General features: G+C 62.7%; 19 protein-coding genes. 15 read left to right on the forward strand and 4 right to left on the reverse strand.

What is annotated here, in order from left to right; all coding sequences use genetic code 11:
* Nucleotides 1-58 precede the first annotated feature (58 nt).
* Nucleotides 59-2,278, reverse strand: coding sequence for a S9 family peptidase (locus ACFVSJ_RS15330; protein WP_387437735.1), 2,220 nt, complete (start codon nt 2,276-2,278; stop codon nt 59-61).
* Between the two features lie 420 nt (nt 2,279-2,698).
* Between ACFVSJ_RS15330 and ACFVSJ_RS15335 the strand changes: the two genes are divergently transcribed.
* Entirely contained in the window at nt 2,699-3,097 is a 399-nt protein-coding gene (locus ACFVSJ_RS15335; protein ID WP_387437736.1) for a glycosyl hydrolase family 28-related protein, read from the forward strand.
* A complete protein-coding gene (locus ACFVSJ_RS15340; protein ID WP_387437738.1) occupies nt 3,094-3,828 on the forward strand; it encodes a hypothetical protein in 735 nt (244 codons plus the stop codon). The genes ACFVSJ_RS15335 and ACFVSJ_RS15340 overlap by 4 nt, the downstream gene beginning before the upstream one ends.
* A gap of 36 nt (nt 3,829-3,864) precedes the next feature.
* Here ACFVSJ_RS15340 and ACFVSJ_RS15345 read toward each other — a convergent pair whose 3' ends face one another.
* Together ACFVSJ_RS15345 and ACFVSJ_RS15350 are read right to left on the reverse strand one after the other, a co-directional pair.
* Nucleotides 3,865-4,788 carry a GGDEF domain-containing protein gene (locus ACFVSJ_RS15345; RefSeq protein WP_387437739.1) on the reverse strand — a complete coding sequence of 308 codons (924 nt, stop codon included), beginning with the start codon at nt 4,786-4,788 and terminating at the stop codon, nt 3,865-3,867.
* Nucleotides 4,785-8,192, reverse strand: a complete 3,408-nt coding sequence (locus tag ACFVSJ_RS15350) for a response regulator (protein WP_387437740.1) — start codon at nt 8,190-8,192, stop codon at nt 4,785-4,787. The genes ACFVSJ_RS15345 and ACFVSJ_RS15350 overlap by 4 nt, the downstream gene beginning before the upstream one ends.
* A gap of 426 nt (nt 8,193-8,618) precedes the next feature.
* Between ACFVSJ_RS15350 and ACFVSJ_RS15355 the strand changes: the two genes are divergently transcribed.
* Nucleotides 8,619-9,695 (forward strand): hypothetical protein, encoded by a 1,077-nt coding sequence (locus ACFVSJ_RS15355; RefSeq protein WP_387437741.1) that lies wholly within the window; start codon nt 8,619-8,621, stop codon nt 9,693-9,695.
* On the opposite strand, the gene ACFVSJ_RS15360 is transcribed toward ACFVSJ_RS15355, so the two are convergent.
* Nucleotides 9,696-11,258 (reverse strand): chitinase, encoded by a 1,563-nt coding sequence (locus tag ACFVSJ_RS15360; protein WP_387437742.1) that lies wholly within the window; start codon nt 11,256-11,258, stop codon nt 9,696-9,698.
* A 285-nt stretch (nt 11,259-11,543) separates the two neighbouring features.
* Here ACFVSJ_RS15360 and ACFVSJ_RS15365 point away from each other — a divergent pair, with 285 nt between their 5' ends.
* The 12 genes from ACFVSJ_RS15365 to ACFVSJ_RS15420 all read left to right on the forward strand — a co-directional run bounded on the left by ACFVSJ_RS15365 (nt 11,544) and on the right by ACFVSJ_RS15420 (nt 22,450).
* Nucleotides 11,544-13,838: a glycosyltransferase family 2 protein gene (locus ACFVSJ_RS15365; protein WP_387437897.1), complete on the forward strand. Its 2,295-nt coding sequence runs from the start codon at nt 11,544-11,546 to the stop codon at nt 13,836-13,838.
* Between the two features lie 244 nt (nt 13,839-14,082).
* Nucleotides 14,083-15,078, forward strand: a complete 996-nt coding sequence (gene paaA, locus ACFVSJ_RS15370; RefSeq protein ID WP_387437743.1) for a 1,2-phenylacetyl-CoA epoxidase subunit PaaA — start codon at nt 14,083-14,085, stop codon at nt 15,076-15,078.
* Complete coding sequence (gene paaB, locus ACFVSJ_RS15375) at nt 15,075-15,380, forward strand: 1,2-phenylacetyl-CoA epoxidase subunit PaaB (protein WP_387437744.1); 306 nt, start codon at nt 15,075-15,077, stop codon at nt 15,378-15,380. The genes paaA and paaB overlap by 4 nt, the downstream gene beginning before the upstream one ends.
* Nucleotides 15,377-16,300, forward strand: a complete 924-nt coding sequence (gene paaC / locus ACFVSJ_RS15380) for a 1,2-phenylacetyl-CoA epoxidase subunit PaaC (protein ID WP_387437745.1) — start codon at nt 15,377-15,379, stop codon at nt 16,298-16,300. The genes paaB and paaC overlap by 4 nt, the downstream gene beginning before the upstream one ends.
* A gap of 5 nt (nt 16,301-16,305) precedes the next feature.
* A complete protein-coding gene (gene paaD / locus ACFVSJ_RS15385; protein WP_387437746.1) occupies nt 16,306-16,866 on the forward strand; it encodes a 1,2-phenylacetyl-CoA epoxidase subunit PaaD in 561 nt (186 codons plus the stop codon).
* 8 nt (nt 16,867-16,874) lie between these two features.
* On the forward strand, nt 16,875-18,080 hold the full coding sequence (gene paaE / locus ACFVSJ_RS15390) for a 1,2-phenylacetyl-CoA epoxidase subunit PaaE (RefSeq protein ID WP_387437747.1): 1,206 nt from the start codon (nt 16,875-16,877) through the stop codon (nt 18,078-18,080).
* Between the two features lie 9 nt (nt 18,081-18,089).
* Nucleotides 18,090-18,869: an enoyl-CoA hydratase/isomerase family protein gene (locus tag ACFVSJ_RS15395; RefSeq protein ID WP_387437748.1), complete on the forward strand. Its 780-nt coding sequence runs from the start codon at nt 18,090-18,092 to the stop codon at nt 18,867-18,869.
* 368 nt (nt 18,870-19,237) lie between these two features.
* Nucleotides 19,238-19,837 (forward strand): Fic family protein, encoded by a 600-nt coding sequence (locus tag ACFVSJ_RS15400; RefSeq protein WP_387437749.1) that lies wholly within the window; start codon nt 19,238-19,240, stop codon nt 19,835-19,837.
* A 247-nt stretch (nt 19,838-20,084) separates the two neighbouring features.
* The gene (locus ACFVSJ_RS15405) at nt 20,085-20,483 is read left to right on the forward strand and encodes a hypothetical protein (protein WP_387437751.1); all 399 of its coding nucleotides are present in this window, start codon (nt 20,085-20,087) and stop codon (nt 20,481-20,483) included.
* Nucleotides 20,484-20,718: 235 nt separating this feature from the next.
* Nucleotides 20,719-20,964: a Flp family type IVb pilin gene (locus tag ACFVSJ_RS15410; RefSeq protein WP_387437752.1), complete on the forward strand. Its 246-nt coding sequence runs from the start codon at nt 20,719-20,721 to the stop codon at nt 20,962-20,964.
* Between the two features lie 95 nt (nt 20,965-21,059).
* Nucleotides 21,060-21,434: a TadE/TadG family type IV pilus assembly protein gene (locus ACFVSJ_RS15415; protein ID WP_387437753.1), complete on the forward strand. Its 375-nt coding sequence runs from the start codon at nt 21,060-21,062 to the stop codon at nt 21,432-21,434.
* Nucleotides 21,431-22,450 (forward strand): pilus assembly protein TadG-related protein, encoded by a 1,020-nt coding sequence (locus ACFVSJ_RS15420; protein WP_387437754.1) that lies wholly within the window; start codon nt 21,431-21,433, stop codon nt 22,448-22,450. Before ACFVSJ_RS15415 ends, ACFVSJ_RS15420 begins: the two co-directional genes overlap by 4 nt.
* The last annotated feature ends 12 nt before the right edge of the window (nt 22,451-22,462 follow it).

Consider the following 22,462-nt stretch of genomic DNA (forward strand, 5'->3'; position numbering starts at 1 on the left):
TGCGCGTTTTGAGCCCCCAAAACGCGCACAAATGCGACCTACTTGGGTGCGCCGGGGGTTACTTGAGGCCGGCGCCGGGGAGCAGTTCCGTCGCGCCGAGGGAGTCCGCCACGAACGCGTAATCCCACGCACGCTCGCGCCACTGGACATACCGTCCGGACGCACCGCCGTGCCCGCCGTCCATCTCGATCTTCATCACGATTGGCTCGGGCCCCGTGGATGCCGAACGCAACGCCTGGACCCACTTGGCCGGCTCGACGTACAGCACACGCGTGTCATTGAAAGAGGTCACGGCTGCGATCTTCGGGTAGGCCACGGCCCGCACATTCTCGTACGGAGTGTAGGACTTCATGTACGCGTAGGCCTCGGGGTCCAGGATCGGGTTGCCCCACTCTTCCCATTCCAGCGCGGACAGGGGGAGTTCCGGATCCAGGATGGTGGTCAACGCATCGACGAACGGCACCTGCGCCACCACGGCAGCGTACTTTTCGGGCGCCATGTTGGCGATCGCGCCCATGAGCAGGCCACCGGCGGAGCCACCCATCGCTGCGATCCGTTCCGGGGCCACCCATCCGGAGGAAGCCAGCCAGTCCGTAGCCGCGATGAAGTCCGTGAACGTGTTCTTCTTGGTGAGCTTCTTGCCGTCCTCGTACCAGTGCCGGCCCAGCTCGCCGCCGCCGCGGATGTGGGCGATCACCATGACGATCCCGCGGTCCAGGAGGGACAGGCGGGCCACCCCGAAGCCCGGGTCCATGCTCATCTCGTACGAACCATAGCCGTACACCAGGCCCGCGGCCGTGCCATCTTGCTGGACCGAGGCGTGGCGCAACACCGAGAGCGGAACCCGGGTGCCGTCGTCGGCCGTAGCCCATTCGCGGGTGGCGACGTAATCGGCGCCGCTGTAGCCGCCCAACACCGGGCTCTCCTTGCGGAGCAGCAGCTCCCCGGCCGGCTTCTCCGGCGTCGGCAGCACAAAGTCGTAGACGCGCGATGGCGTGAAGTAGGACGTGTAGCCCATGCGGATCACGGGGGCCTGGTAGTCGGAGCCGGAAACGCCGGCGGTGTAGAGCTCCTCGTCGAATTCCGGTTCCACGGGGGCCGCCTGGGCCGCCGTTCCCAGCCCGGCGAGTGGTAGCACCTGCACGCGCTCGATGGTGTCCTTTCGGATGGACAGCACAACGTGCGTGGATGTCACGCCGGCACCGTTGACGCGCACCTCATCGGAATGCCCGACGACGGTACGCCAGTGCTGCTCGACCAGCGGCTTGGTCAGTTCTTCCGGATCCACCAGGCTCACCATCGAGTTGATGGCGTCCTTGTTGTGCGTGAGGAGGAGCGCTTCGCGGCCGTCCAGGAGGAACGGCTCGGCTTCGTAGAGGATGTGCTCGTCGCGGGAGAGGACTGTGGTGAGCCCGGCTTCCAGGTCATCGAAGCGGAGGAGCCGGGTTTCGCTGAACTCCGAGCAGCCAATACTGAGCACCAGGTGGCGACGGTCCGAGGCCAGGTCGAAGCCGAGCCACATGGCGACGTCGTCCTCCTGGTAAAGCACCTCATCCTCGGCGACGGGCGTGCCCAGGACGTGGGCCTTCACCTGGTAGGGCCGCCAGGAATCGTCAACCACCGTATAGAAGAGGCGCGTGCCGTCGGGGGAAAAGGCTACGCCGTAGAAGATGTTCTCGATGACATCCGGCAGGAGCTCGCCGGTGCGGAGGTCCTTGATGCGCAGGGTGAAGCGTTCGTCTCCGGAGTTGTCCACGGCGTAGGCGTAGAGGTTCCCGTCAACTGTCACGGCGGCCCCGCCGATGCTGAAGAAGGGCTGGCCTTCGGCTTCCACGTTCCCGTCGAGGAGCACCTCCTCGCCCGCAATGGACACGCCGGGCTCAACTGACGGGGGAGTCCAGTCGGCCACGCGGTCTCCGGTGTCCTGTGCCCGGACGCGGCACTGGATGCTGTATTCCTTGCCTTCCACTGAGCGGCTGTAGTACCACCAACCGTCCTTGCGGCTGGGCACGGACAGGTCGGTTTCCTGGGTGCGGCCCTTGATCTCCTGGAAGATCGCTTCCCGCAACGGTTCCTGGTGCGCGGTCACGGCCTCTTGGTAGCTGTTCTCAGCCTTGAGGTGTTCCACCACCTCGGAAGACTCCTTGTCCCGCAGCCACTCGTAGTTGTCCACGAAGACATCGCCGTGGTGTTCGCGGTGGGCAGGGATCTTCTTGGCGACAGGAGGCTTGACTGCCGATTCCATGGCAGCGGCAGGTGCGGAGGAAGTGTGGCTCATGTGGTCACTCTATCGACGGGCTCTGACAGCGAACCAGCAATTTCGCTCAGAGCGCCGGATCAGCCGGGATATGCGGGAGCCGACCGGACTCGGGCTGGTAGGTGAGAACCCGGGCCACCCGATTCGCCATTTACCGGCGGTTCGGCATTGTCGGACAGCCTTACCGAGGAAGGACGCAGCGGAGTCACCCTGGACGACTACGGGGGTGTCATTCAGGAGTTTCAGGGCTATTGACGCCCACCCACGTCATGTTTTCCGAGTCCTGGACACTGATCACGTGACGGCTATTTCCGATCGGAGACCCTTCTAATGAACAACCAGCGCACGCCCCATTTATCCCGGATGGGTCGCAGTGTCCCTGATTCCACGGCATCCTGCATCCCGAGCGGGACGAGGCGTAGCCGGCGAGCACACAGGCTCGTGGTCGCTTCGGGCGCAGCGATGCTGATGCTGACCACATTGGCGCCAAGTGCGACGTCTGCGACGACACCGACTACCGTTTCACCTGCAGCCCTTACTGCCCTGTCAACCGGATGTGATCTCAGCGGGGCCACCGGCAGCAGCGCCACCAACCAATACCCCGTCACGGCGATTCCGAACGATGCCATCGATGACACGGCCAGCATCCAGGGGAGGATCAATGCTGCCGGCAGTGCGGGCGGCGGAATCGTGAAACTCCCTGCCGGTACGTTCATCATCAATGGCAAATTGCGCATGGCGAGCAACGTGAAGCTGGAAGGTGTGGGTCCAGCAACGATCCTGAAAGCCGGTCCCTCGTTCATGACCAATACCGGTCCGGCCGGTGGCTATCGATTGTGACGACAGCAGGCGCCGACAACACCACCCTGTCGAACTTCACAGCGGACCAATCAGGGGACACTTTGAATGGCAACGTCGCAGGGCGCCTGAATGAGTACGTGATAGACGTGCGTGATGCGGTCAATTCAGTGGTCCAAGGCGTCACCACGAAGAATCCGTTCACCTACTCAATCGCGTTCATCGGCGGTTCCAACTGGTGTGTAAAGAACAGCAGCACCCAGTCCGCAACGAACGGCAAATATGTGGAACTGGACGGCATTCACGCGATGAATACGAGCTACGGGGACATCGTGGGAAACGTCGTGGACCAACGCAAGGGCACCGATGGTGACGACGGCATCGCCGTCCACACCTACGGCAGCGACGACACGCACGACATCAGAATTGCGAATAACACTGTACGCGGCGGCCGCCACGGCGCCGGGATTGACCTCGCAGGCGGATCCGGGACGATCTACAACATTGAAGTGGTCGGCAACACTGTTTGGGGCTCCCCTCAAGGCGTGGAGGACGCGTATTACGACGGCACCAAACAGATCCACCACATCAAGGTGGTAGGAAATACGTTTAGGGACAACGACGTCAAGACCGTCGGCGGGGCTGTGGACTTTGAGCGCCCGGTGACGTACGTGACCATGACGGACAATACTGCTTGCAACTCAGGTGGCTATCGACTTCCTGCTGGCGTGGGAAATGTAAACCTCCGCAACACTCAAACCGCCACGTGCTGACCATGCCGGACAACATAGCTGCAGCTGCCGTGAAACCTATTCCGGCCGGAGCGCGTTGGCCAGGGTCACGCGGTTCCTGCCCGAGGCCTTCGCCGCGTAGAGCGCAAGGTCCGCTTCCTTGAGGAGTTGCTCGGTCCCTGCCGGGTGCGCCGCGGTGTAGGCGGAGACGCCCGCGCTGATGGTCAGCACGCCGTCAGGATCGCCGGCGTGTTCAATCTGCAAGGCATGGACCGCCGAACGGACGCGCTCCAGTACAACTTCGGCCGCTTCTGCCCTCTGTTCGCGCAGGACCAGCAGGAACTCCTCGCCACCGAACCTGTACACGCCATCCGATTCCCTTACCTCCCGGGCCAAGGTCGCAGCGATGGCCACGAGCGCCGCGTCGCCGGCCTGGTGCCCGTAGAGATCGTTGTAGCTCTTGAAATTGTCCACATCCACCATGGCCAGGCAGTACTCCTGGGCGTAGCGGTCGCCGAGGCTGTGCAGTTCGGCAAGGTCCTCGGTGAGCTTCAACCTGTTGTGCAGCTTGGTGAGGGGATCGGTGCGTGCCTGCTCGGTCAATGCGGAGCGGTACCGGGCAAGGTCGGCGTGGAGTGAAGTGATCCGCTGGGCGGCCAGGAGCCGGATCCGCAGGTTGAAGGGGTCCAGCGGCTTGGTGACGTAATCGTCGGCACCAGCTTCCATGCCGGCCAGCACATCGTCACGGGAACCGTGGGACGTCACCAGGATCAGGTAGGTGTAGGAGTCGTCCTCCACGGCGCGGATCGCACGGCACAGGTCCAGGCCATTGATGCCCGGCATCATGAGGTCAGTGACCACGGCCTCGGGCCGGTGTACCTGGAAAAGCTCCCATGCCTGGTCACCGTCCAGAGCCACGATGCACTCATGGCCGGACTGCTCAACCGCAGCCTTGGTGATCAGGCGTGAAATCTGGTCGTCGTCGGCGATCAGTACTTTCATGGGGCTCCCAACAAGGTCCGCTCGAGTGCTTCGTCAACCCGCGCGAGTTCGTCTCGCAACTGTTCAAGCAGCGGTCCGGCCTCTGTCTCCAGCCCGGGTTGGGCTTCACGGCCAAGCCGTTCGAGGTCTTTCGAGATCCCGGCCGCGCCGACGGCTCCGATGTTGCCGGCCGCTCCCGAAAGCTTGTGCGCCGCCAGTTGGAGCGCCTTGCCGTCGCCGGTGGACAGTGCGCTGCTGAGGTGGCCAAGGGAGCGTTCGGCTTCGTCCCGGAACGCCGTAATGGCCGCGGGCAACAGGCTTGGGCCGAGTTCGCGCAGCAGCTGCAGCCGCTCGGCATCCAAGGCCGCAGGAGCGTCCGACGCCGGTGCGTCCAGTACCGCAGGAGCGTCCGACGCCGGTGCTGCCGCCGGCATGGCGGCAAGGGGCTGCGCGACCCATTTGGCGAGCACCGCGCCGAGCTTGTCCACGTCCACTGGCTTGCTGACGTAATCGTCCATGCCGGCTGCGAAGCAGCGTTCGCGGTCCTCGTCGAGCGCTCCGGCGGTCATGGCAATGATCGGGATCCGGGTTCCGGCGGCATCGCGCGCCCGGATGGTGCGGGTTGCCTCAAATCCGTCCATGACGGGCATGTGGCAGTCCATCAAAACGGCGGCGTATTTTCCGGTGAGCGTGGCAGCGACGGCCTGGGCGCCGTCGTCGACGATCTCCACGTCGTAACCCAGGCGGTTGGCCATGCCGCGCGCCACGAGTTGGTTCACCTCGTTGTCCTCCGCTACCAACAGCGTGCCAAGGCGTGGCGCTGCCGGCTGCGTCAAAACGGGCTTCAATGCCGCTGGTTCGGCGGCTTTCCGTGGGCTGGTGGTGGTGGCCATCAGTCGAAGCAGGCGGTTGTAGAACTCGGAGCTTCTCACGGGCTTGGTGAGGTACTCACGGATACCGGCGGAGGTGAGATCGGCCTTGTTCACGGCCATGGTGGAGGTGAGGAGGATGATTCCGGGCGAAGGCGTCCCGTTGCGTTCGGCATTGATCTGCCGCGCGAGCTCCAGGCCGTCGGTGTCCGGCATGCACATGTCCACCACTGCGAGGTCGTAAGGGCTGCTGGACGCAACGGCCGCGTGGAACGCATCCAAGGCACTCCGGGCGTCGGCCACCGCTACCGGCACCATGCCCCAACTGGCCAGCTGGTTCTCCAGTACCAAGCGGTTGGTCGCATTGTCGTCCACCACCAGGACTTTCCGGCCGGACAGGGACGCCGGGAGGCTCGCGGTATCGGAGGGGTCTGGGCCCACGGGCAGGTCCAGGACGAACCAGAACCTGCTGCCCGCGCCGGGCTCGCTGTCCAAGCCGATCCGGCCGCCCATGACCTCCGTGAGCCGGCGGGAGATGGCCAGGCCCAGCCCCGTGCCGCCGTAGCGCCGGGTGGTTGAGGCATCGGCCTGGGCGAAGGACTCGAACAGTCGGTGGTGGTCCTCAGGCCGGATGCCGATGCCCGTGTCACGGACCTCGAATCGCAGCTTGGCGTCCTGGCCGTCCTGTTCAACCACGGCTACCTGGATCTCCACTTCGCCGGCGGACGTGAACTTGACCGCATTGGATGACAGGTTCAGGAGGATCTGGCGTATGCGCCCGGAATCGCCCATGAGCCGCTGCGGAACATCCGGGTGGCAGTAGGAAATGAGTTCCAGGTCCTTGCTCTGTGCTGCCTCTGCGACGAGTCCAGCCACTTCTTCCACCAGCGCCCGGGGATCGAAGGAGGCAATGTCCAGGTCCACTTTCCCGGCTTCGAGCTTGGAGAAGTCCAGGATGTCGTTGATGAGGGTCAGCAGGACTTCGCCGGCGCCCTTCACGCCTTGGGCGTACTGGCGCTGGGCTTCGCTCAACTCCGTGTCCATCATGAGCGAGGTCAGCCCGATCACGGCATTGAGCGGTGTACGGATTTCGTGGCTCATGGTGGCCAGGAACTCGGACTTGAGCCGGCTGGCTTCCAGGGCAGCTTCCCGTGCGTCAAGGAGCTCGGCTTCGGCAGCTTTGCGCTCCGTGATGTCGCTGGAGATTGTCGCTACGCCGCGGATCCCATTCGTGCCGCGTACGGGGGACATGGTGACGGAGACGGGGATGACCTTGCCGTCCAGGCGCCGGCGCTCGGTCTCATAGTTCTGCACGGTGCCTTGCGCAGCGGTCAGCTGGATGGCCGTTTCCTCTTCCCCTCGCAGTGGTTCGGGGATGAAGAAATCGCTCTTCCGGCCGATCGCTTCGGACGCCGGGTAGCCGTAAATGCGTTCCGCTCCGGGATTCCAGCTGGTGATGATCCCGTCGCACGTCTTTCCGACGATCGCGTCGCCGGATGAGTTGACGATCGCGCCGAGCCCTTCCAGCTCGGCAGTGCGCTCGGCGACCTTCGTCTCCAGCTCGCGCGTCAGCGTGACGTTCTCGACGACGATCAGCACCTGCCGCACAATGACGAACGACACCACAACCAAGCCCGTGACCAGCAGGATGGGGTCTGTACCGATGGGCCGGCTGCGCGAAAAGAACACCGCGCTGAACACTGGGAGGTAGGGGAGAAGCTCCAGCATCGCGGCGTAGGCCCGGCCGTCCTTGCGTTGCTGGTCGGCTTCCGGGACCAGCGGGCTCAGGGCCACCAGTAAGAAAGCACCCACCCAGCCAAGGGCCAAAGGGGAACCCGTTACGCCCGTAATGCCTTCAAGAGTGAATCGAACGTAAGTGAGGTCTGTGATGGCCAGGATCCAGAAGCCAATGCCCAGGCACAACCACGGCAAGCGGCGTCCACGGGCGGCGCGCATGGTCAGGACAATCACCACGGAAACCATGAAAACGTCTGCGATGGGGTACGCCATCTGCGTCGCATGGGCGTAGGCGTCCTGGTTGGATTCCTGGGCCAGTGGGCCCAGGACTGAACTCCAGGCGATGAAGAACGTGGCACTGGCAACAACGCCGGCGTCCAGGATGGTCCGGCGCAGGGACAGCCGAAGTCCCTGTCCCCGGAGGAGCAGTACCAGGCCAATGGCCGTTGGCAAGGCATACCAGACGAACCCGATGTCGGCGAGGGAAGGGAACGGGTACTGGTGGTCCAGCGTGATCCCGTTGACGGTCCAGACCGTTTGACCGGCAGTCCAAATAGCCAGGCCCAGCACAACGAACCATCGCCCCACTGCGTTTCCCCGCCGCTTTAACGCCGTACGCGCGTGCGTGGCCAACGCGGTGACCACAGCCAAAAGGATGGCCAGGTCGCCGGCGAGTTGCGCCGTCGTACTTCCGATTCCGCTGCCCAGACCGACGGCCAGCAGAACAACACAGACGCCCGCAGCAATCAGGAAGAACGGCAAACCTTGCCATGCGGAGGGGGCGCGCACCGGCGCAACCCCATGCTTCACTTCTGCCACTGAACCCCTGCCTTCGAACGTGGCCCCACCAAAAGCGAACAACGCGTCGTGCCTTTGCGCTGAGGAGAGCATACGTCAGAAAACCCCCATTCACGACGAAAGTGGCTGAGGTGACGTAAGTCGATGTGTCCGTTGTGGTGTGCCCCGGTTATCCACAAGTCAACGCCCGGGAGTTTCTCCCAGTTCGTGCGTCAAAAATAGACTCCTGCAATCGGCGCGGATCGGAGCGTCTTGTCACTTTGGGGGATTGCTGTGGGAACTGTTGACATTTATTCGGGACTGTCCATCAACCGCCCTTGGGCAAAACCACGACGGCGGTGGTCCGCTTTTGCAGTTGCTGCCGCAGCCGTGTCACTCACCTTAGCCGGGGTCCCTGCTGCTGCCGCGGCACCGACCCCAACCGCCAACCGGACACTTCTTGCATCAGTGACGCCTGCGTCACCTACATGCGCGAAGAGCGGCGCCACGGGCAGCAGTGCAACCACGACGTACTCCGTCACCACCACCGTCAACGACGCCGGAGACGACACGAGCGCCATCCAGAACCGCATCAACGCAGCAGGGGCCGCCGGGGGCGGCGTGGTCAAACTCGTGGCCGGGACCTACATCATCAATGGCAAACTCCGGATGGCGAACAACGTCAAACTGGAGGGAGCAGGCCCGGCTACCATCCTCAAAGCGGGCCCCAACTTCCTGTCCACAACGGGACCTTCAGGCGGCTACCCGATTATCACCACCAACCGCGCGGTCAACACCACCATCACCAACCTCACGGCGGACCATTCAGGCAATACCCTCCCGGTGAGCATCAACATGGGCGAGCGCCAGGACGAGTTCGTTGTTGACGTCCGGGGCGGCTCAAACAACCTCGTGGACGGGGTACACGTTCGGAATCCTTTCACCTACTCGATTGTCGCCGTCGCGACTACCAAGTTCTGCATCAGGAACAGCACCACCATCGTCGCCACGAGCGGTAAGTACGATCAGCTCGACGGCATCCACGTCCTGGACTCATCCTTCGGTGACGTCATCGGCAACACCATCGACCAGCGCGTCGGAACCGACGGCGACGACGGCCTCGTAGCCCACACCATCAACGGAACCACCCACGACATCAACTACATCGGAAACAAGGTCCGGGGCGGACACCGGGGCAACAGCATGCAACTGGCCGTCGGGAACTACTCCATCTACAACCTGAAAATCGCCGACAACGAGTTCTATGGGGCACCGTACGGTATACGCACCGGCTACTACGACAACCGCACCGGATCGGTCAACGGGGTGACCCTGACGGGTAACTACATCCACGACCTGAAGGCCGGCTACGCCTTCCCCGACGGCAGTTACGACGCCATCCACATAGGCGACTTCGGTGCCCTGGGCCCGATCACGAACGTCGTCGCCACCAACAATAAGGCGTGCGCGGCCGGGAAGATCTACGTCGCGCCCGGCACCGGTAACCTCAACCAGAACAACGCCATACACGCAGGAACCTGCTGACTATTTGGGCGCAGTTGTGGAGAGAAGCTTGGCGAGCTCGTCGTTGGAAAGCTTCATCCATGCGGTGTCCGCCGAACCCTGAAGGGCCGCTTCCGGACTCTGCGTCTGGACCCACCACTTGGCTTCGAAGACATGATTTTCCAGCATCACGCGGTCGCCCTTGCGATAGACCGTGGCTGAGGACCACGCGGGGTAGGTTCCCTCGGGGACAGTGATCTCCGGCTGCGGACGGTCACCCGGAAGAACGGGGCCGATCAACGTCCATGGAGCCGCGGCCCCGGCGGCTACGGGGTTGTTCGGGACATCGTTCTTGGTCCACCACTTGGCCTCGTAGACATTGCCCTGCCACACCACCCGGTCCGATTTCACGTACGTGGCGATCGGAGACCAGACCGGGTACGGGCTCGTGGCGGGATCGTCAACGACGGCGCTCGCCGTGCCCGTGTCCGTCGGAACCGCCGCGCTGGTGGCAGAGGTGGACTTCGCCGCGATATCCGCACCAAGGACAGCGGAGAAAAGGGCGCCACCTTGTGAGACGCCACTGCATGCATCAGAGACCACGGAGATGGTGGGGTAATTGGGGCCGCACTCTGCATCGCGGTTCAAGGACCACATGGACATCCTGCCGACGCCCTTGGACTCGGCGAAGTCATGAAGGCCCTGCGCGTCCGCCATGGTGAAAACGTCCGCCACAACATCGTTCTGGCCGATCATGGGTGTCAGGCCGATTTTCCGCCACATTGTCTGGGCACCAAGATCCTGGTTGGCGGCCTTGAACACTTCGCCCAGCTGGGAGTGCGTTGCCTCGGCGGCGGCGATGGAAGCCTGGAGCATCGACTGGCCGGGAACGCGGCTGTCGCCGTAGTCCATGGTCATGATGTTGACGCCGGCCAGGTCAACACCGGAATCCAGCATTTGTTTCACTGTTGCTGTTCCCTCCTGCGTGAGTCCGCTCGGTGCCACGGGAAGGGTGAGCCATACGGCCAGGCCTTTGCCTGCGGCCTTCTCCTTTTGCAGTTCTCCCACGGATGTGGCCAGCCGTGCCAACGCCGCCTTGTCTGTCAGGGCAGCCCCTTCGATGTCCAGGTCGATCGAGGTCAGTTGGTACCGGTCCACCACGCTCTTGTATGCGGCTTTGAGCTTGGCCTCGTCGGTGCATGCAGTGGACAGCTCCTTGTTGGTCAGTCCGCCGAAGGAAACGCTGACGTCGCCGCCGGACTGACGCAGCCTCGCGATGCGCCGGTCCAAGTCCAGCCCGGAGGCTGCCGCGTCGAGGCTGTAGTAGGTGCCCCACGACGGCGTGCAGCCGTCCTTTGCGTCGGCCACGATGAAGGACAAAACCACTGATTTGGCGTTTGCGTTGGCAGGCTGCTCAAACGCGTAGCGCGGTGTGGCGGTGACATCCACGTATCCGGCAAAAACCGAAGGTGAGGCCGCAGCAGCCTGGGTGTCGGTGTAACTGCGCCAGGAAAAAACACCAGCAGTTACGAGTCCTCCGAGAAGGAGCAACAGAACCGAAAGCCGAACAATGGACAGCTTTCGCCCCGGGAAATATTTCGACATGGAACACCCAAACGTTGACGGGAATTTGAGGTGGAGCAGTGGCAAAACGTGCTGCGGAGCCGCCGAATAAGACCAGCACTGTCAACCCTTAGAGACAGGAAATAACAGGTGCCCAACGTCGATTACTATAAGGGCAATCCGCGTGACTTGGGGCATGGAAGGCGCACGTCGGTACGGACATCGGGGCACAGGTCCCGTGAGGCAGTCTGATGGGGAAACATGACAGACCAGCTGGTTGATTCACCTGATCTTGCGCGGAATTCGGAGGAAACGCCCGCGGAAGGTATGGAAAGCAAGGGGCGCAAGAGGCAGTGGGGGTCCGAACGCCGATCGGAACCGCTCGCCATTGTCCACCCAACACCATCCTCCCGAAAGATCGTCCTGGGCCGTCTGGCTATTTTGGTTACGGTCTCTGCGTGGATTTATTACGTCGTTTCCACCATCATCCGTCAGTTCGTGGATAACCCGAACTCCGGATTCCGTTTTGGCTTGGAATCGGTTTCTTACCTTGTTGTTGTTACTTTCTTGACCTTTTCCGCGCTCATGTACCTCATGGCACGGCAGGGCGCGCTGTACAGGTTCAAAGAGCACCGTCGGGTTCCGCGAGGTGAATTGGATAACCATTTCGCCGACTATTCGGACGGCATTACCGTGCTGGTGCCGTCCTACGCTGAAGAACCGGGCGTGGTGCGGGGAACCCTCTGGTCTGCCGCGCTGCAGGAATTTCCGGATCTGCGTGTGGTGCTCTTGCTGGATGATCCGCCCCAGCCCACTGATCCGGCAAAGATCCAGCGCCTCGACCAGACGCGCGCCTTGGCCGGGCAGATCGAGAAAGCGATGTCCGCTCCTGCCGCGCGCGCAGGCAAGGCCTTGGAGGTTTTCCGTGCAGCGTATGGCGGCTCGCCGTCCACCTCTGCCACCACATCTGCCTCTGCCGAGGAACTGGGGTTGTTGATCGCCGAGTACGAGGCCGCAGTCGACTGGCTGGAGGCGATGGCCGAAGCCGAATCCGTCCAGGACCACGTGGACGAATTCTTCGTTGACCTGGTGATCATGGGCCTGGCCCGCGAGCTCAGGCTCGTGATGCTGGCGCTGGAGGCCGCAAAGGCCCAAAAGACGGCGCCCAGCCCTGAGCGCATGGAGCAGTTGTACCTGCGCCTCACCTGGATCTTCAACGTCCGCATGGACACTTTTGAACGCAAGGCCTACGCCAGCCTGTCCCACGAAGCCAACAAGGCGATGAACCTCAACGCGTATATCTCCCTCATGGGCAAGCGTTGGCGGAAAGACGAGACGGACGGAAGCGTGGTTCTTCGGCCGTCCACCACCCCGCGCGAGGACGATCTGGTGGTTCCGGACAGCACCTACTTGCTCACTTTGGACGCCGACTCCCTCCTGCTCCGCGACTACTGTCTTCGCCTGGTGTACTTCCTGGAATCGGCCGGGAACGAGCGTGTTGCCGTGACCCAGACGCCGTATTCATCCTTCCGTGGTGCTCCTACCCGCATCGAGCGGATTGCCGGTGCCACCACTGACATCCAGCACATCCTGCACCAGGGCATGTCCTACTACGGTGCCACTTTCTGGGTGGGGGCCAACGCGATCATCCGCAAGCGTGCCCTGGAAGACATCGTGGAAGTGGAAACGGTGGGTGGCTTCGAGGTCCGCACCTACATCCAGGACCGCACTGTCATCGAGGACACGGAGTCCAGCATAGACCTGGGGACGCACGGCTGGACCCTGGTCAACTACCCGGAGCGCTTGAGCTACAGCGCCACCCCGCCGGACTTCGGTTCCTTGGTGGTGCAGCGCCGGCGTTGGGCCAACGGTGGCCTGCTGATCCTGCCCAAGCTGTGGAACCAGTTGTCGCAGCGCCGAAACCAGCGGGAGCGGATACTGATCCGCGAGGTGCTCCTGCGCGTCAACTACATGGCCTCGATTACCTGGGCCAGCTTTGGGCTCTTGTTCCTGCTGGCCTATCCCTATGACAGCAGGCTCCTCAGTCCCGCCGTGTTTATCGCCGCCCTGCCGTATTTCCTCTGCATGGGCTCGGACCTTCGCGATTGCGGGCACCGGTTCAGCGACATCTTCCGGATCTACGGTTTCAACCTCATCCTCCTGCCGGTGAACCTGGCGGGCGTCCTGAAGTCGCTCCAGCAAGGACTGACCGGGGACAAGATCCCGTTTGTCCGCACGCCCAAGGTCAAGGACAGGACGGCCGCGCCCGCCATCTACGTGCTGATTCCGTACGCCATTGTGGCCTTTTCCGTGCTGACCATCTGGCGGGATACCCTGCAGGGCAACTGGGGCAACGTCGCGTTCGCCACCTTGAACGCAGTCTTGGCCATGAGCTGCATCCAGGCCTACATCGGCATCTGGAACTCGGTGGTCGACATTGCCCTGGGAGCTATCAACTGGCTCTACGTGACGCCGAAGTCCAAGGCTCCGCAAGCGTCCCTCGTGGTCCCGAAGACCGCGGAAGAAGTGGACTGGAAGTCGATCCTCTACCACGGCGACCGGAGGCTTAACCGGGACCTGCGTGGCGGAACCGACCGCCGTCGTCGTATCTCGCTCAGATAGCCCGCAACACACCCGGGTCCGGCACACTGCCGGGCCCGGGTTTTTGCGTTTCTGGTCCGCTCTTTTTGCTGGATCATTCCGTCTGTCCCTGCAGCCAACCCCGGAATGACGGGCCTGGCCGGCTGCCACACAGGAATGATCCAGCAGAATGTCATGCCCGCTCCGAATCCAACCCAAAAGGTTGACTGCGAAGACCCGCTCCGCATATTCTGAACGAACGGTCGGTAATTTATTAGGAGCAACCATGGCATCGCAGAATCTGCAGTCTGTGCCCGCTGAGCTGTCCCCGGAGGAGCAGGAGCGGGAGGCAGCTGGTCAGGCGTACTTTGATCGCATCATTTCGGAAGACTCGCGCATCGAGCCCCGCGACTGGATGCCGGCGGCTTACCGCAAGACTTTGCTGCGCCAGATCTCGCAGCACGCGCACTCGGAAATCATCGGCATGCAGCCGGAAGCCAACTGGATCACCAGGGCACCGAGCCTCAAGCGCAAGTCCATCCTCATGGCCAAGGTCCAGGACGAAGCGGGCCACGGCCTGTACCTGTACTCGGCGGCCGAGACCCTGGGCCAGTCCCGGGACCAGATGATGGAAGACCTGATCGCCGGGAAGGCCCGGTACTCATCCATCTTCAACTACCCCACGATTTCCTGGGCGGATATGGGAGCCATCGGCTGGCTTGTTGATGGTGCTGCCATCTGCAACCAGGTGCCCCTGTGCCGTGCCTCGTATGGTCCTTACGGCCGCGCAATGGTGCGCATCTGCAAGGAAGAGTCCTTCCACCAGCGCCAAGGCTTCGAGATCCTGCTGGAGCTCTCCAACGGCACGCCTGCGCAGAAGCAGATGGCCCAGGACGCCGTGAACCGCTGGTACGCGCCATCGCTGATGATGTTCGGCCCGCCGGATGACGATTCACCCAACTCCAAGCAGTCCATGGCCTGGAACATCAAGCGCTTCAGCAACGATGAACTGCGCAGCCGGTTTGTGGGAATGATGGTGGAGCAGGTCAGGGTCCTCGGCCTGACCCTCCCGGACAAGGATGTCCGCTTCAACGAAGAAACCAAGAAGTGGGAGCACGGACCCCTGGACTGGAACGAGTTCAAGGAAGTCCTGGCCGGCCGCGGTCCCTGCAACTCGCAGCGCATCGAGCGCCGCCGCGAGGCACACGAAGATGGTGCCTGGGTCCGGGAAGCCGCCGTAGCCTACGCCCGCAAGCAAGCAGAGAAGGAACACGCAGCATGAGCACGCCAGAAGAAACCCACGAAACCCCGTGGTCACTCTGGGAGGTCTTTGTCCGTTCCAGCCGCGGCCTGTCCCACGTCCACGCCGGTTCCTTGCACGCACCGGATGCCGCCATGGCACTCCGGAATGCCCGCGACCTGTACACGCGCCGCAACGAAGGGGTGTCCATCTGGGTTGTCCCGGCCGAAGCCATCGCTTCAAGTGATCCCGATTCCAAGGGCGCGTTCTTCGAGTCGCCCCAGGGCAAGGACTACCGCCACGCGACGTATTACACCAAGAGCGAAGGCGTGAAGCACCTGTGACTTCCCACGAAACGAACACTGACTTCGCGATCGAGGGCCACGGCGATATCTCTGTCGGCGTCCACGGTGCCGGTGCGTCCGGCGACGGTTCGGCCAGTGCCACGCGCATCACGCCGGGAAACGCCCTGCGCCCCGAAGACATTGCCCTCGAGGTCCACCGCGGGCAGGTCAAGCCCAGCGAGGACGTCGCAGAGTACGCGCTGCGCGTCGGCGATGACGGACTGATCCTCGCCCAGCGCCTGGGTCACTGGATTTCCCGCGCCCCGGAGCTTGAGGAAGACATCGCCCTCGGCAACATTGCGCTGGACCAGCTGGGCCACGCACGGTCCTTCCTCACCTACGCCGGTGCGGCCTGGGACAAGTCCGAGGACGACCTCGCGTACTTCCGCCGCGAGCACGAGTTCCGTTCGGCCCACCTCTTCGAGCAGCCCAATGGTGACTTCGCAGTGACCATCGCACGGCAGTTCATTGTGAGCTTCTACCAGTTCGAGCTCTACACCGCGCTCACGAAATCCACGGATCCCACGCTTGCGGCCATCTCCGCGAAGGCCGTCAAGGAAGTGGACTACCACCGCGACCACAGTGCTCAGTGGGTGCTCCGCCTGGCCGGTGGAACCGACGAGTCCCGTGCACGCATCATCCAGGGCTTCAAGCTCGTGTGGCCGTACGTCGACGAGCTTTTCGAGGACGATGACCTCACCACCCGCCTGGCCGAGGCCAGCGTGACGGTTCAGCCTTCCAGCCTGCGCGAGGCCTTCGACCGCCTGACCGGCGAGATCTTCGCGGAAGCAGAGCTTGAGGCTCCCAACGTGCCCCAGTCCTTGGGCGGCGGACGCCGCGGTAAGCACTCCGAGCACTTGGGTTACGTCCTTGCCGAAATGCAGGTCCTGGCCCGCGAACACCCGGGCGCGAGCTGGTGACCATCATGGCAACGCAGGTACGTACCGCCGAACAGCAGGCGTGGGACATTGCGTCCACCGTCTGCGATCCGGAGATTCCCGTCCTCACCATCGAGGACCTCGGCATCCTGCGCGGCGTGCGGATCGTGGATGCGTCGCCTGACGCGGCCACACCGGAGGGCGCGCACGACGGCGGTCCGGCGAGTACCGCCGTCGAGGTCACCATCACGCCCACCTACTCGGGCTGCCCTGCCATGGACGCGATCGGTGACGACCTGCGGACGGCTTTCCGCAACGCCGGGTACGCAGCTGTTGAGGTGAACCTGGTGCTGTCCCCGGCCTGGACCACCGACTGGATGACCGAGTCCGGCAAGGCCAAGCTGGAGGAATACGGGATCGCGCCGCCGAGTGGCCGGGCCGCTGCCGGTGGCCATTCGGGTCCGGTACGGCTCAGCCTCGCCGTGAAATGCCCGCAGTGTTCCTCGCTCAAGACCAAGGAACTGACCCGCTTTGGTTCCACCTCCTGCAAGGCACTGTTTGTGTGCCAGGACTGCAAGGAACCGTTCGACTACTTCAAAGTCCTTTAAGGAATTCCATGACCACCGAAACCCAGACGGCCAGCCGCCGTCGTGCGTCTTTCCATAACCTGACCGTCGCGGAAGTCCGGCGCCTCACGGATGATGCCATTGAGGTCACGTTCGGTGTTCCCGCCGAGCTGGCCGGTCAGTACGACTACCTGCCCGGCCAGTACGTCGCCCTGCGCACCACGTTGCCGGATGAGAACGGAGAGCCGCACGAGGTTCGCCGCAGCTACTCGATCTGCGCAGAGCCGCGCAGTTTCGAGGATGGCAGCAGCGAGATCCGCGTGGCCATCAAGAAGGACCTGGGCGGCATTTTCTCCACCTGGGCCAATGCCGAGCTGAAGGCCGGCGACGTCCTGGACGTCATGAGCCCGCAGGGCGCGTTCATTTCGCGGCACGGCAAAGACGGTTCGGCCGTGCAGCACAACGTCATGAACTCCATGAACCACCCGGAGGAACTGGCGGGGGACGCCGGGAGCTTTGTGGCGATCGCCGCCGGTTCCGGGATCACGCCGGTGATTGCGATTGCCCGGACCCTGCTCGCCGCCAATCCGGACACGCGTTTTGACCTGATCTACGCCAATAAGGCCGCCATGGACGTCATGTTCCTGGAGGAGCTGGCGGACCTGAAGGACAAGTACCCGTCGCGCCTGGCGCTGCACCACGTGTTGTCCCGGGAGCAGCGGATCGCGCCGCTCATGACGGGCCGCATCGATGCGGAGAAGCTGCAGTCGCTTTTGAGCTCGGCCATCCATGCCGAGGATGTGGACGAGTGGTTCCTGTGCGGGCCGTTCGAACTGGTCCAGTTGTGCCGCGACACCCTCGCCGCCCGCGGTGTCGAGCCTGAGCATGTCCGGTTCGAGCTGTTCACCACTGGCCGTCCGGACCGCCCCGAAGGCCACGCCGGCCGTCCCGTGGTGGAGGACGAGTCGCAGGAGACGTTCAAGATCACGTTCAAGCTGGACGGCCTCACGGGGGACGTCGCCAGCCCGACGCACGCCCGCGAATCGATCCTCAACGCGGCTCTCCGTGTCCGCCCGGACGTTCCGTTCGCTTGTGCCGGCGGTGTGTGTGGCACCTGCCGCGCCAAGCTGGTCACCGGTACCGTGACCATGGACGAGAACTACGCCCTCGAGCAGGACGAGCTGGACAAGGGCTACGTCCTCACCTGCCAGGCCCACCCCACCAGCGAAGAAGTGACCGTCGACTTCGACGTCTAAGGAGTCCCCATGATCGAGCTCTCCCTTGAAAACGGCATTGCCGAAATTGTCCTCAATGCCCCCGAAAAGCTGAACTCGCTGAACGAGGACGCGCTTGCCGAACTGGATAAGGCGTACGACGACGCTGCTGCCGCTGCCTCGCGCGGTGAAGTACGGGCGCTGCTGCTTCGCGGAGAGGGACGCGCCTTTTGCGCGGGCCGCGACATTGCCGGCGTCACGCCCGAAACCGACGATGCCCAGGCCTACCTGGGTGGGCTGGTAGAGCCGCTGCTCAAGAAAATGGCTGCTTTCCCGGCACCGACGTTCGCTGCCGCCCACGGCGCGTGTCTGGGTGTTGGCTTGGGACTTTTGCTGGCCACGGACGTGGTGTACGTGGCGGAGAATGCCAAGTTCGGGTCTCCTTTTGCGAAGCTAGGAGCCACCCTGGACTCGGGCGGGCACTGGTACTTCACCGAGCGCTTGGGCATCCACCGCACGCTGGACCTGATCTACACGGCTGACTTGATCTCCGGTACGGAGGCTGTGGCGCAGGGGATGTTCAGCCGGGCTATGCCTGCTGAGTCTTTGCTGGATGAAACGCGTGCGATTGTTTCGCGCGTTGCTGCGGGTGCCACCCAGGCGTTCGTTGCCTCCAAGGAACTGGTTGCCCACATCCGCGACCAGCGACTGGGCCTGTGGGCTTCCATGGCCGAGGAGAACACCGAGCAGGCCCGGCTCTGCAAGACCGACGATTACGCCGAAGGCTTCCGGGCATTCCAGGAGAAGCGGGCGCCGGTTTTCAAGGGGTAGCACACGGCGGAGTGGCAGAATGATGGTGAGGTACTAGTTTCGGGAAGTCACTATCAGATCCAGCTGCAGCTGTCAGGACGTGAGATGAAGAGAATCAGCTACACCCCAGAGCTTGCGCAGGCAGCGCTGCGGAAGTCGCGCGAGTCTGCCAGCTCCGTGGACGGCAATGGCCACCTCACGTCAGCTGCGCGAATAAGGGTTCCACTTGAAGTGATTGCAGACCAAGTGAGTGCTTCGATGGCGGTTGAAGGCCGGAACCTGGCTTCCAAGTTGAATGTTAGACCGACGCGCGCCTCAAAGTCCTTAGTAGTCAGCGTCGTGGCCCGATCCGTCGAACGTCGCCGGAAAGTACAGGGCACAGCTGGAGAATGAATCCCCAGTATCAGAGCACTCCAGTGGATGCTGACGAGGCCGCAGCCTTCGTGGACGGCACCACTTTTGCAACCAAACATGACGTCTACCAAGCGGAGGCTGAAGGTATCTCGGCCGTGGAGTCGGAGATGCTGACTGCGATCGCAGATGGCACTATTTCCGCGATCGATCTATGTAATTACGAGACGCTCCTCGAGATGCATCAGGCCTGCTATTCGGACGTGTGGAAGTGGGCGGGCAAGATCCGGGACAGGGAACTCTCCATCGGTGTGGCCCCGGAAGCAATCAGGCAAAGATTGCCTGAGGAACTAGGCAACATCGCCTACTGGATTGAACACGACGTGGACCCCTTTTGGATCGCCATGGCCGCGCACCATCGGCTCGTGATGATCCATCCATTTGTCGACGGCAACGGCAGAATCACTCGGCTCTGTGCTGACCTGCTGCTCTACGGACTGACGTCCCAATACATCTTCGACTGGGAACCGATTGTGGAATCGAAAGCATACTTCGAAGCGCTCCGGGATGCTGATCGGACGATGAATCCTGACGCGCTGCTGCGCGTGGTAGAGATCATTGACTTGGAAGGCCAGTAGAGATGTGTCAGGCTCTGCAATCCTGACGTGCTGTGGTGCGGCACCGAACGGTGGACCGGGACTGAGTACACGCGTGCCAACCAAGTAGGCCCCTTCCGCGCATTCGAGTACTGACTACTCGTGACCGGCTTCCCGCGCGCAGGATTCAATGGAGACCAATGGTTCTCAAATGAATTTTCTGGTCTGGGGGAGTTATTCAAATGCGTGAATACAGCGATCGTGATGTAGCAGTGACGGAGGATCTCCGATGAGCGCCGGGGTGGAATCCGCGGCGATGTTCGCGGGCTCGTTGCCCGGGCTGATCCTCATGTCGCTGGGTCAAACACTGGTGGTGGTTTGCCTGTGCTTCGACATGGTGCGAGCACTGTCCGTGCGCCGCTCGCACCGCCGCTTCGTGGCAAGCACCATCTTCAGGACGTTGGCCATTCCTTCGATCCTGGTCATGGGAGTCAGTACCTTGGCCGAAGCGGTCATGTCCTCGTGGCTGAACGTCATCATGAGCGTCGCCGTGCTGGTGGTGATCATCTTCCGCTTGCACCACGACAAAGACGAAGACAACTGGTGGAAGGGCAAAGGCAAGAAGCTGGCGCGGTGGGCACGGAAACAATTCTCCCTGCCACCGGTCACGGCTGCCGCGATGGGCTGAGCCCCTGAACCGCTGAATCAGGACCCACAAAAGAAAGGCCGTGCCACAATTGGCGCGGCCTTTTTGGTGTGGAAAACGGTGGCCAATTCCGAGGATTTGCGCAGGACCAGCGCAGCTTCCAGAGCCTTTCCGCAGGATGTTCCAAGGACTCCGCTACGGGGTATTTTCCGTTGCTACGTTGTTAGGGAGCTGGTATCGGGCCAGCCCAAATCCCCAACTCGCTCAGGAGTTTCACATGCTTGTCTACCTCTCCAACATCGCTGCCCGTGGCCGTCGTGACGAGACCGGCGCCACCGCCGTCGAATACGGCATCATGGTTGCCCTCATCGCAGTGGTCATCATCGTCGCCGTCAGCCTCCTCGGTAACACACTCGTCGAGACGTTCAAGAGTTCCGCCTGCACCATCAAGGGCGGCGCGTGGACCGCGTCGGCTCCCGCGTCTGGTTCCACCCCGGCTGTCGAGGGCAGCTGCTCGAAGTAAGACGGCCCGTTGAGGTCGGGTGGATGCGTACATGCCATCCACCCGGTCCTCTTCTTCCATCGATCACACTTGGCCGGCCCACGAAAGGCACTTCCATGAACAGGGATTCAGAACGGGGTGCTGTTGCAGTCGAATTCGCTCTGCTGGTACCCGTACTGGTCCTTCTCGTTCTTGGAATCATGGAATTCGGACGGGCCTACAACGCGCAGGTCTCGCTTTCGAACGCGGCCCGCGAGGGCGCGCGGGTGATGGCAATCTCGAACGATTCGACGGCCGCACGGACGGCCGCCAAGAGCGCGGCCGTTTCCTTGAACCCCAAGTTGCTTGATACGAACTTCACCTTCAGCGCATCGAGCTGCACCTCCGGCGCCCAGATGTCAGTGACCATCAAATACACACTGAAGACACTCACCGGGATCGCAGGGCCGTTCGCGATGGAAGGCGTGGGAGCCATGCAATGCGGCGGATGAGAGTCCACGGAAACGATGAGCGTGGTGCCGTCGCCGTTTTCGTGGCGCTGATCCTGGTGGTGTTGCTCGGATTTGCTGCCCTTGCCGTGGATGCCGGAATGCTGTATTCCGAAAGGGCCCAAGTACAGAACGGATCCGATGCTGCGGCGCTGGCCGTGGCACAGAAGTGCGCCGTGAGTACCAGTGACCCCAACTGTTCGGCCACCTCGCAGATCGCGAAGGACCTCGCCAACAAGAACTCCATCGACGGCCAGGGCAACATCAGCGCAGTCAACCTGGATCTGACCAACCGGAAGGTGACTGTTACTGCCGGCTCCCAACAGGCCGGCGGAAGCCCGAACTCGGTGTCCCTGGTGTTTGCGCGTGCCCTCGGTATCAACTCGGCTGACGTCCTTACCTCGTCCACCGTCCAATGGGGCAGCCCCTTGACCGGCACTACGCCATTCCCGCTCACATTTTCGATTTGCCAGGTGCAGGGACAGGTTGGCGGAAGCCCGCAGCTTCTGCAGGCCCACGGCAGCGGTGCGAACCCCAGCTGCAACTACGGGCCTTCGGGTGCCGCCGTGGAAGGTGGCTTCGGTTGGACCGTCCAGAATCCGGGTTCCTGCGGCGGCTACATCGACCTCTCCGTCAACGAGGGCGGCAGTGCACCCGGCAACAGTGTCCCCAACAACTGCGCAAGCACACTTCAAAAATGGGCAGCCAGTATCAACGCCGGCCAGGACGTCATTGTCCTGCTTCCCATCTTCAATGCCGTGACGGGCACGGGAAGCGGGGCCATTTACCACTTGGTGTCCTTCGCCGCCTTCAAAGTCAGCGGCTGGAAGTTCAGCGGCAACTCCAGCCTGCCGGACACCTTCCGTAACGCGAGTCCTTATGTTTCGTCCGCGCTTTCGTGCAATGGAAACTGCCGCGGAATCGTCGGGACTTTCGTCAAGTACGTCTCGCTTGCCGACGGCTACACGCTTGGCCCCGTGAATGCCTACGGGGCCACCATCGTCCGCCTGACCAAATAGCACTTTTCCCTT

Source organism: Paenarthrobacter sp. NPDC058040, from assembly GCF_042885775.1.
Taxonomy (GTDB): domain Bacteria; phylum Actinomycetota; class Actinomycetes; order Actinomycetales; family Micrococcaceae; genus Arthrobacter.

Coding starts and splice junctions, on each gene's coding strand:
- ACFVSJ_RS15330 (WP_387437735.1), bottom strand. CDS start 2,278: ATGAGCCACACTTCCTCCGCACCTGCCGCTGCCATGGAATCGGCAGTC.
- ACFVSJ_RS15400 (WP_387437749.1), top strand. CDS start 19,238: ATGAATCCCCAGTATCAGAGCACTCCAGTGGATGCTGACGAGGCCGCA.
- paaE (WP_387437747.1), top strand. CDS start 16,875: ATGACCACCGAAACCCAGACGGCCAGCCGCCGTCGTGCGTCTTTCCAT.
- ACFVSJ_RS15345 (WP_387437739.1), bottom strand. CDS start 4,788: ATGAAAGTACTGATCGCCGACGACGACCAGATTTCACGCCTGATCACC.
- ACFVSJ_RS15415 (WP_387437753.1), top strand. CDS start 21,060: ATGAACAGGGATTCAGAACGGGGTGCTGTTGCAGTCGAATTCGCTCTG.
- ACFVSJ_RS15405 (WP_387437751.1), top strand. CDS start 20,085: ATGAGCGCCGGGGTGGAATCCGCGGCGATGTTCGCGGGCTCGTTGCCC.
- ACFVSJ_RS15360 (WP_387437742.1), bottom strand. CDS start 11,258: ATGTCGAAATATTTCCCGGGGCGAAAGCTGTCCATTGTTCGGCTTTCG.
- paaB (WP_387437744.1), top strand. CDS start 15,075: ATGAGCACGCCAGAAGAAACCCACGAAACCCCGTGGTCACTCTGGGAG.
- paaA (WP_387437743.1), top strand. CDS start 14,083: ATGGCATCGCAGAATCTGCAGTCTGTGCCCGCTGAGCTGTCCCCGGAG.
- ACFVSJ_RS15420 (WP_387437754.1), top strand. CDS start 21,431: ATGAGAGTCCACGGAAACGATGAGCGTGGTGCCGTCGCCGTTTTCGTG.
- ACFVSJ_RS15410 (WP_387437752.1), top strand. CDS start 20,719: ATGCTTGTCTACCTCTCCAACATCGCTGCCCGTGGCCGTCGTGACGAG.
- paaD (WP_387437746.1), top strand. CDS start 16,306: ATGGCAACGCAGGTACGTACCGCCGAACAGCAGGCGTGGGACATTGCG.
- ACFVSJ_RS15365 (WP_387437897.1), top strand. CDS start 11,544: ATGGAAAGCAAGGGGCGCAAGAGGCAGTGGGGGTCCGAACGCCGATCG.
- ACFVSJ_RS15395 (WP_387437748.1), top strand. CDS start 18,090: ATGATCGAGCTCTCCCTTGAAAACGGCATTGCCGAAATTGTCCTCAAT.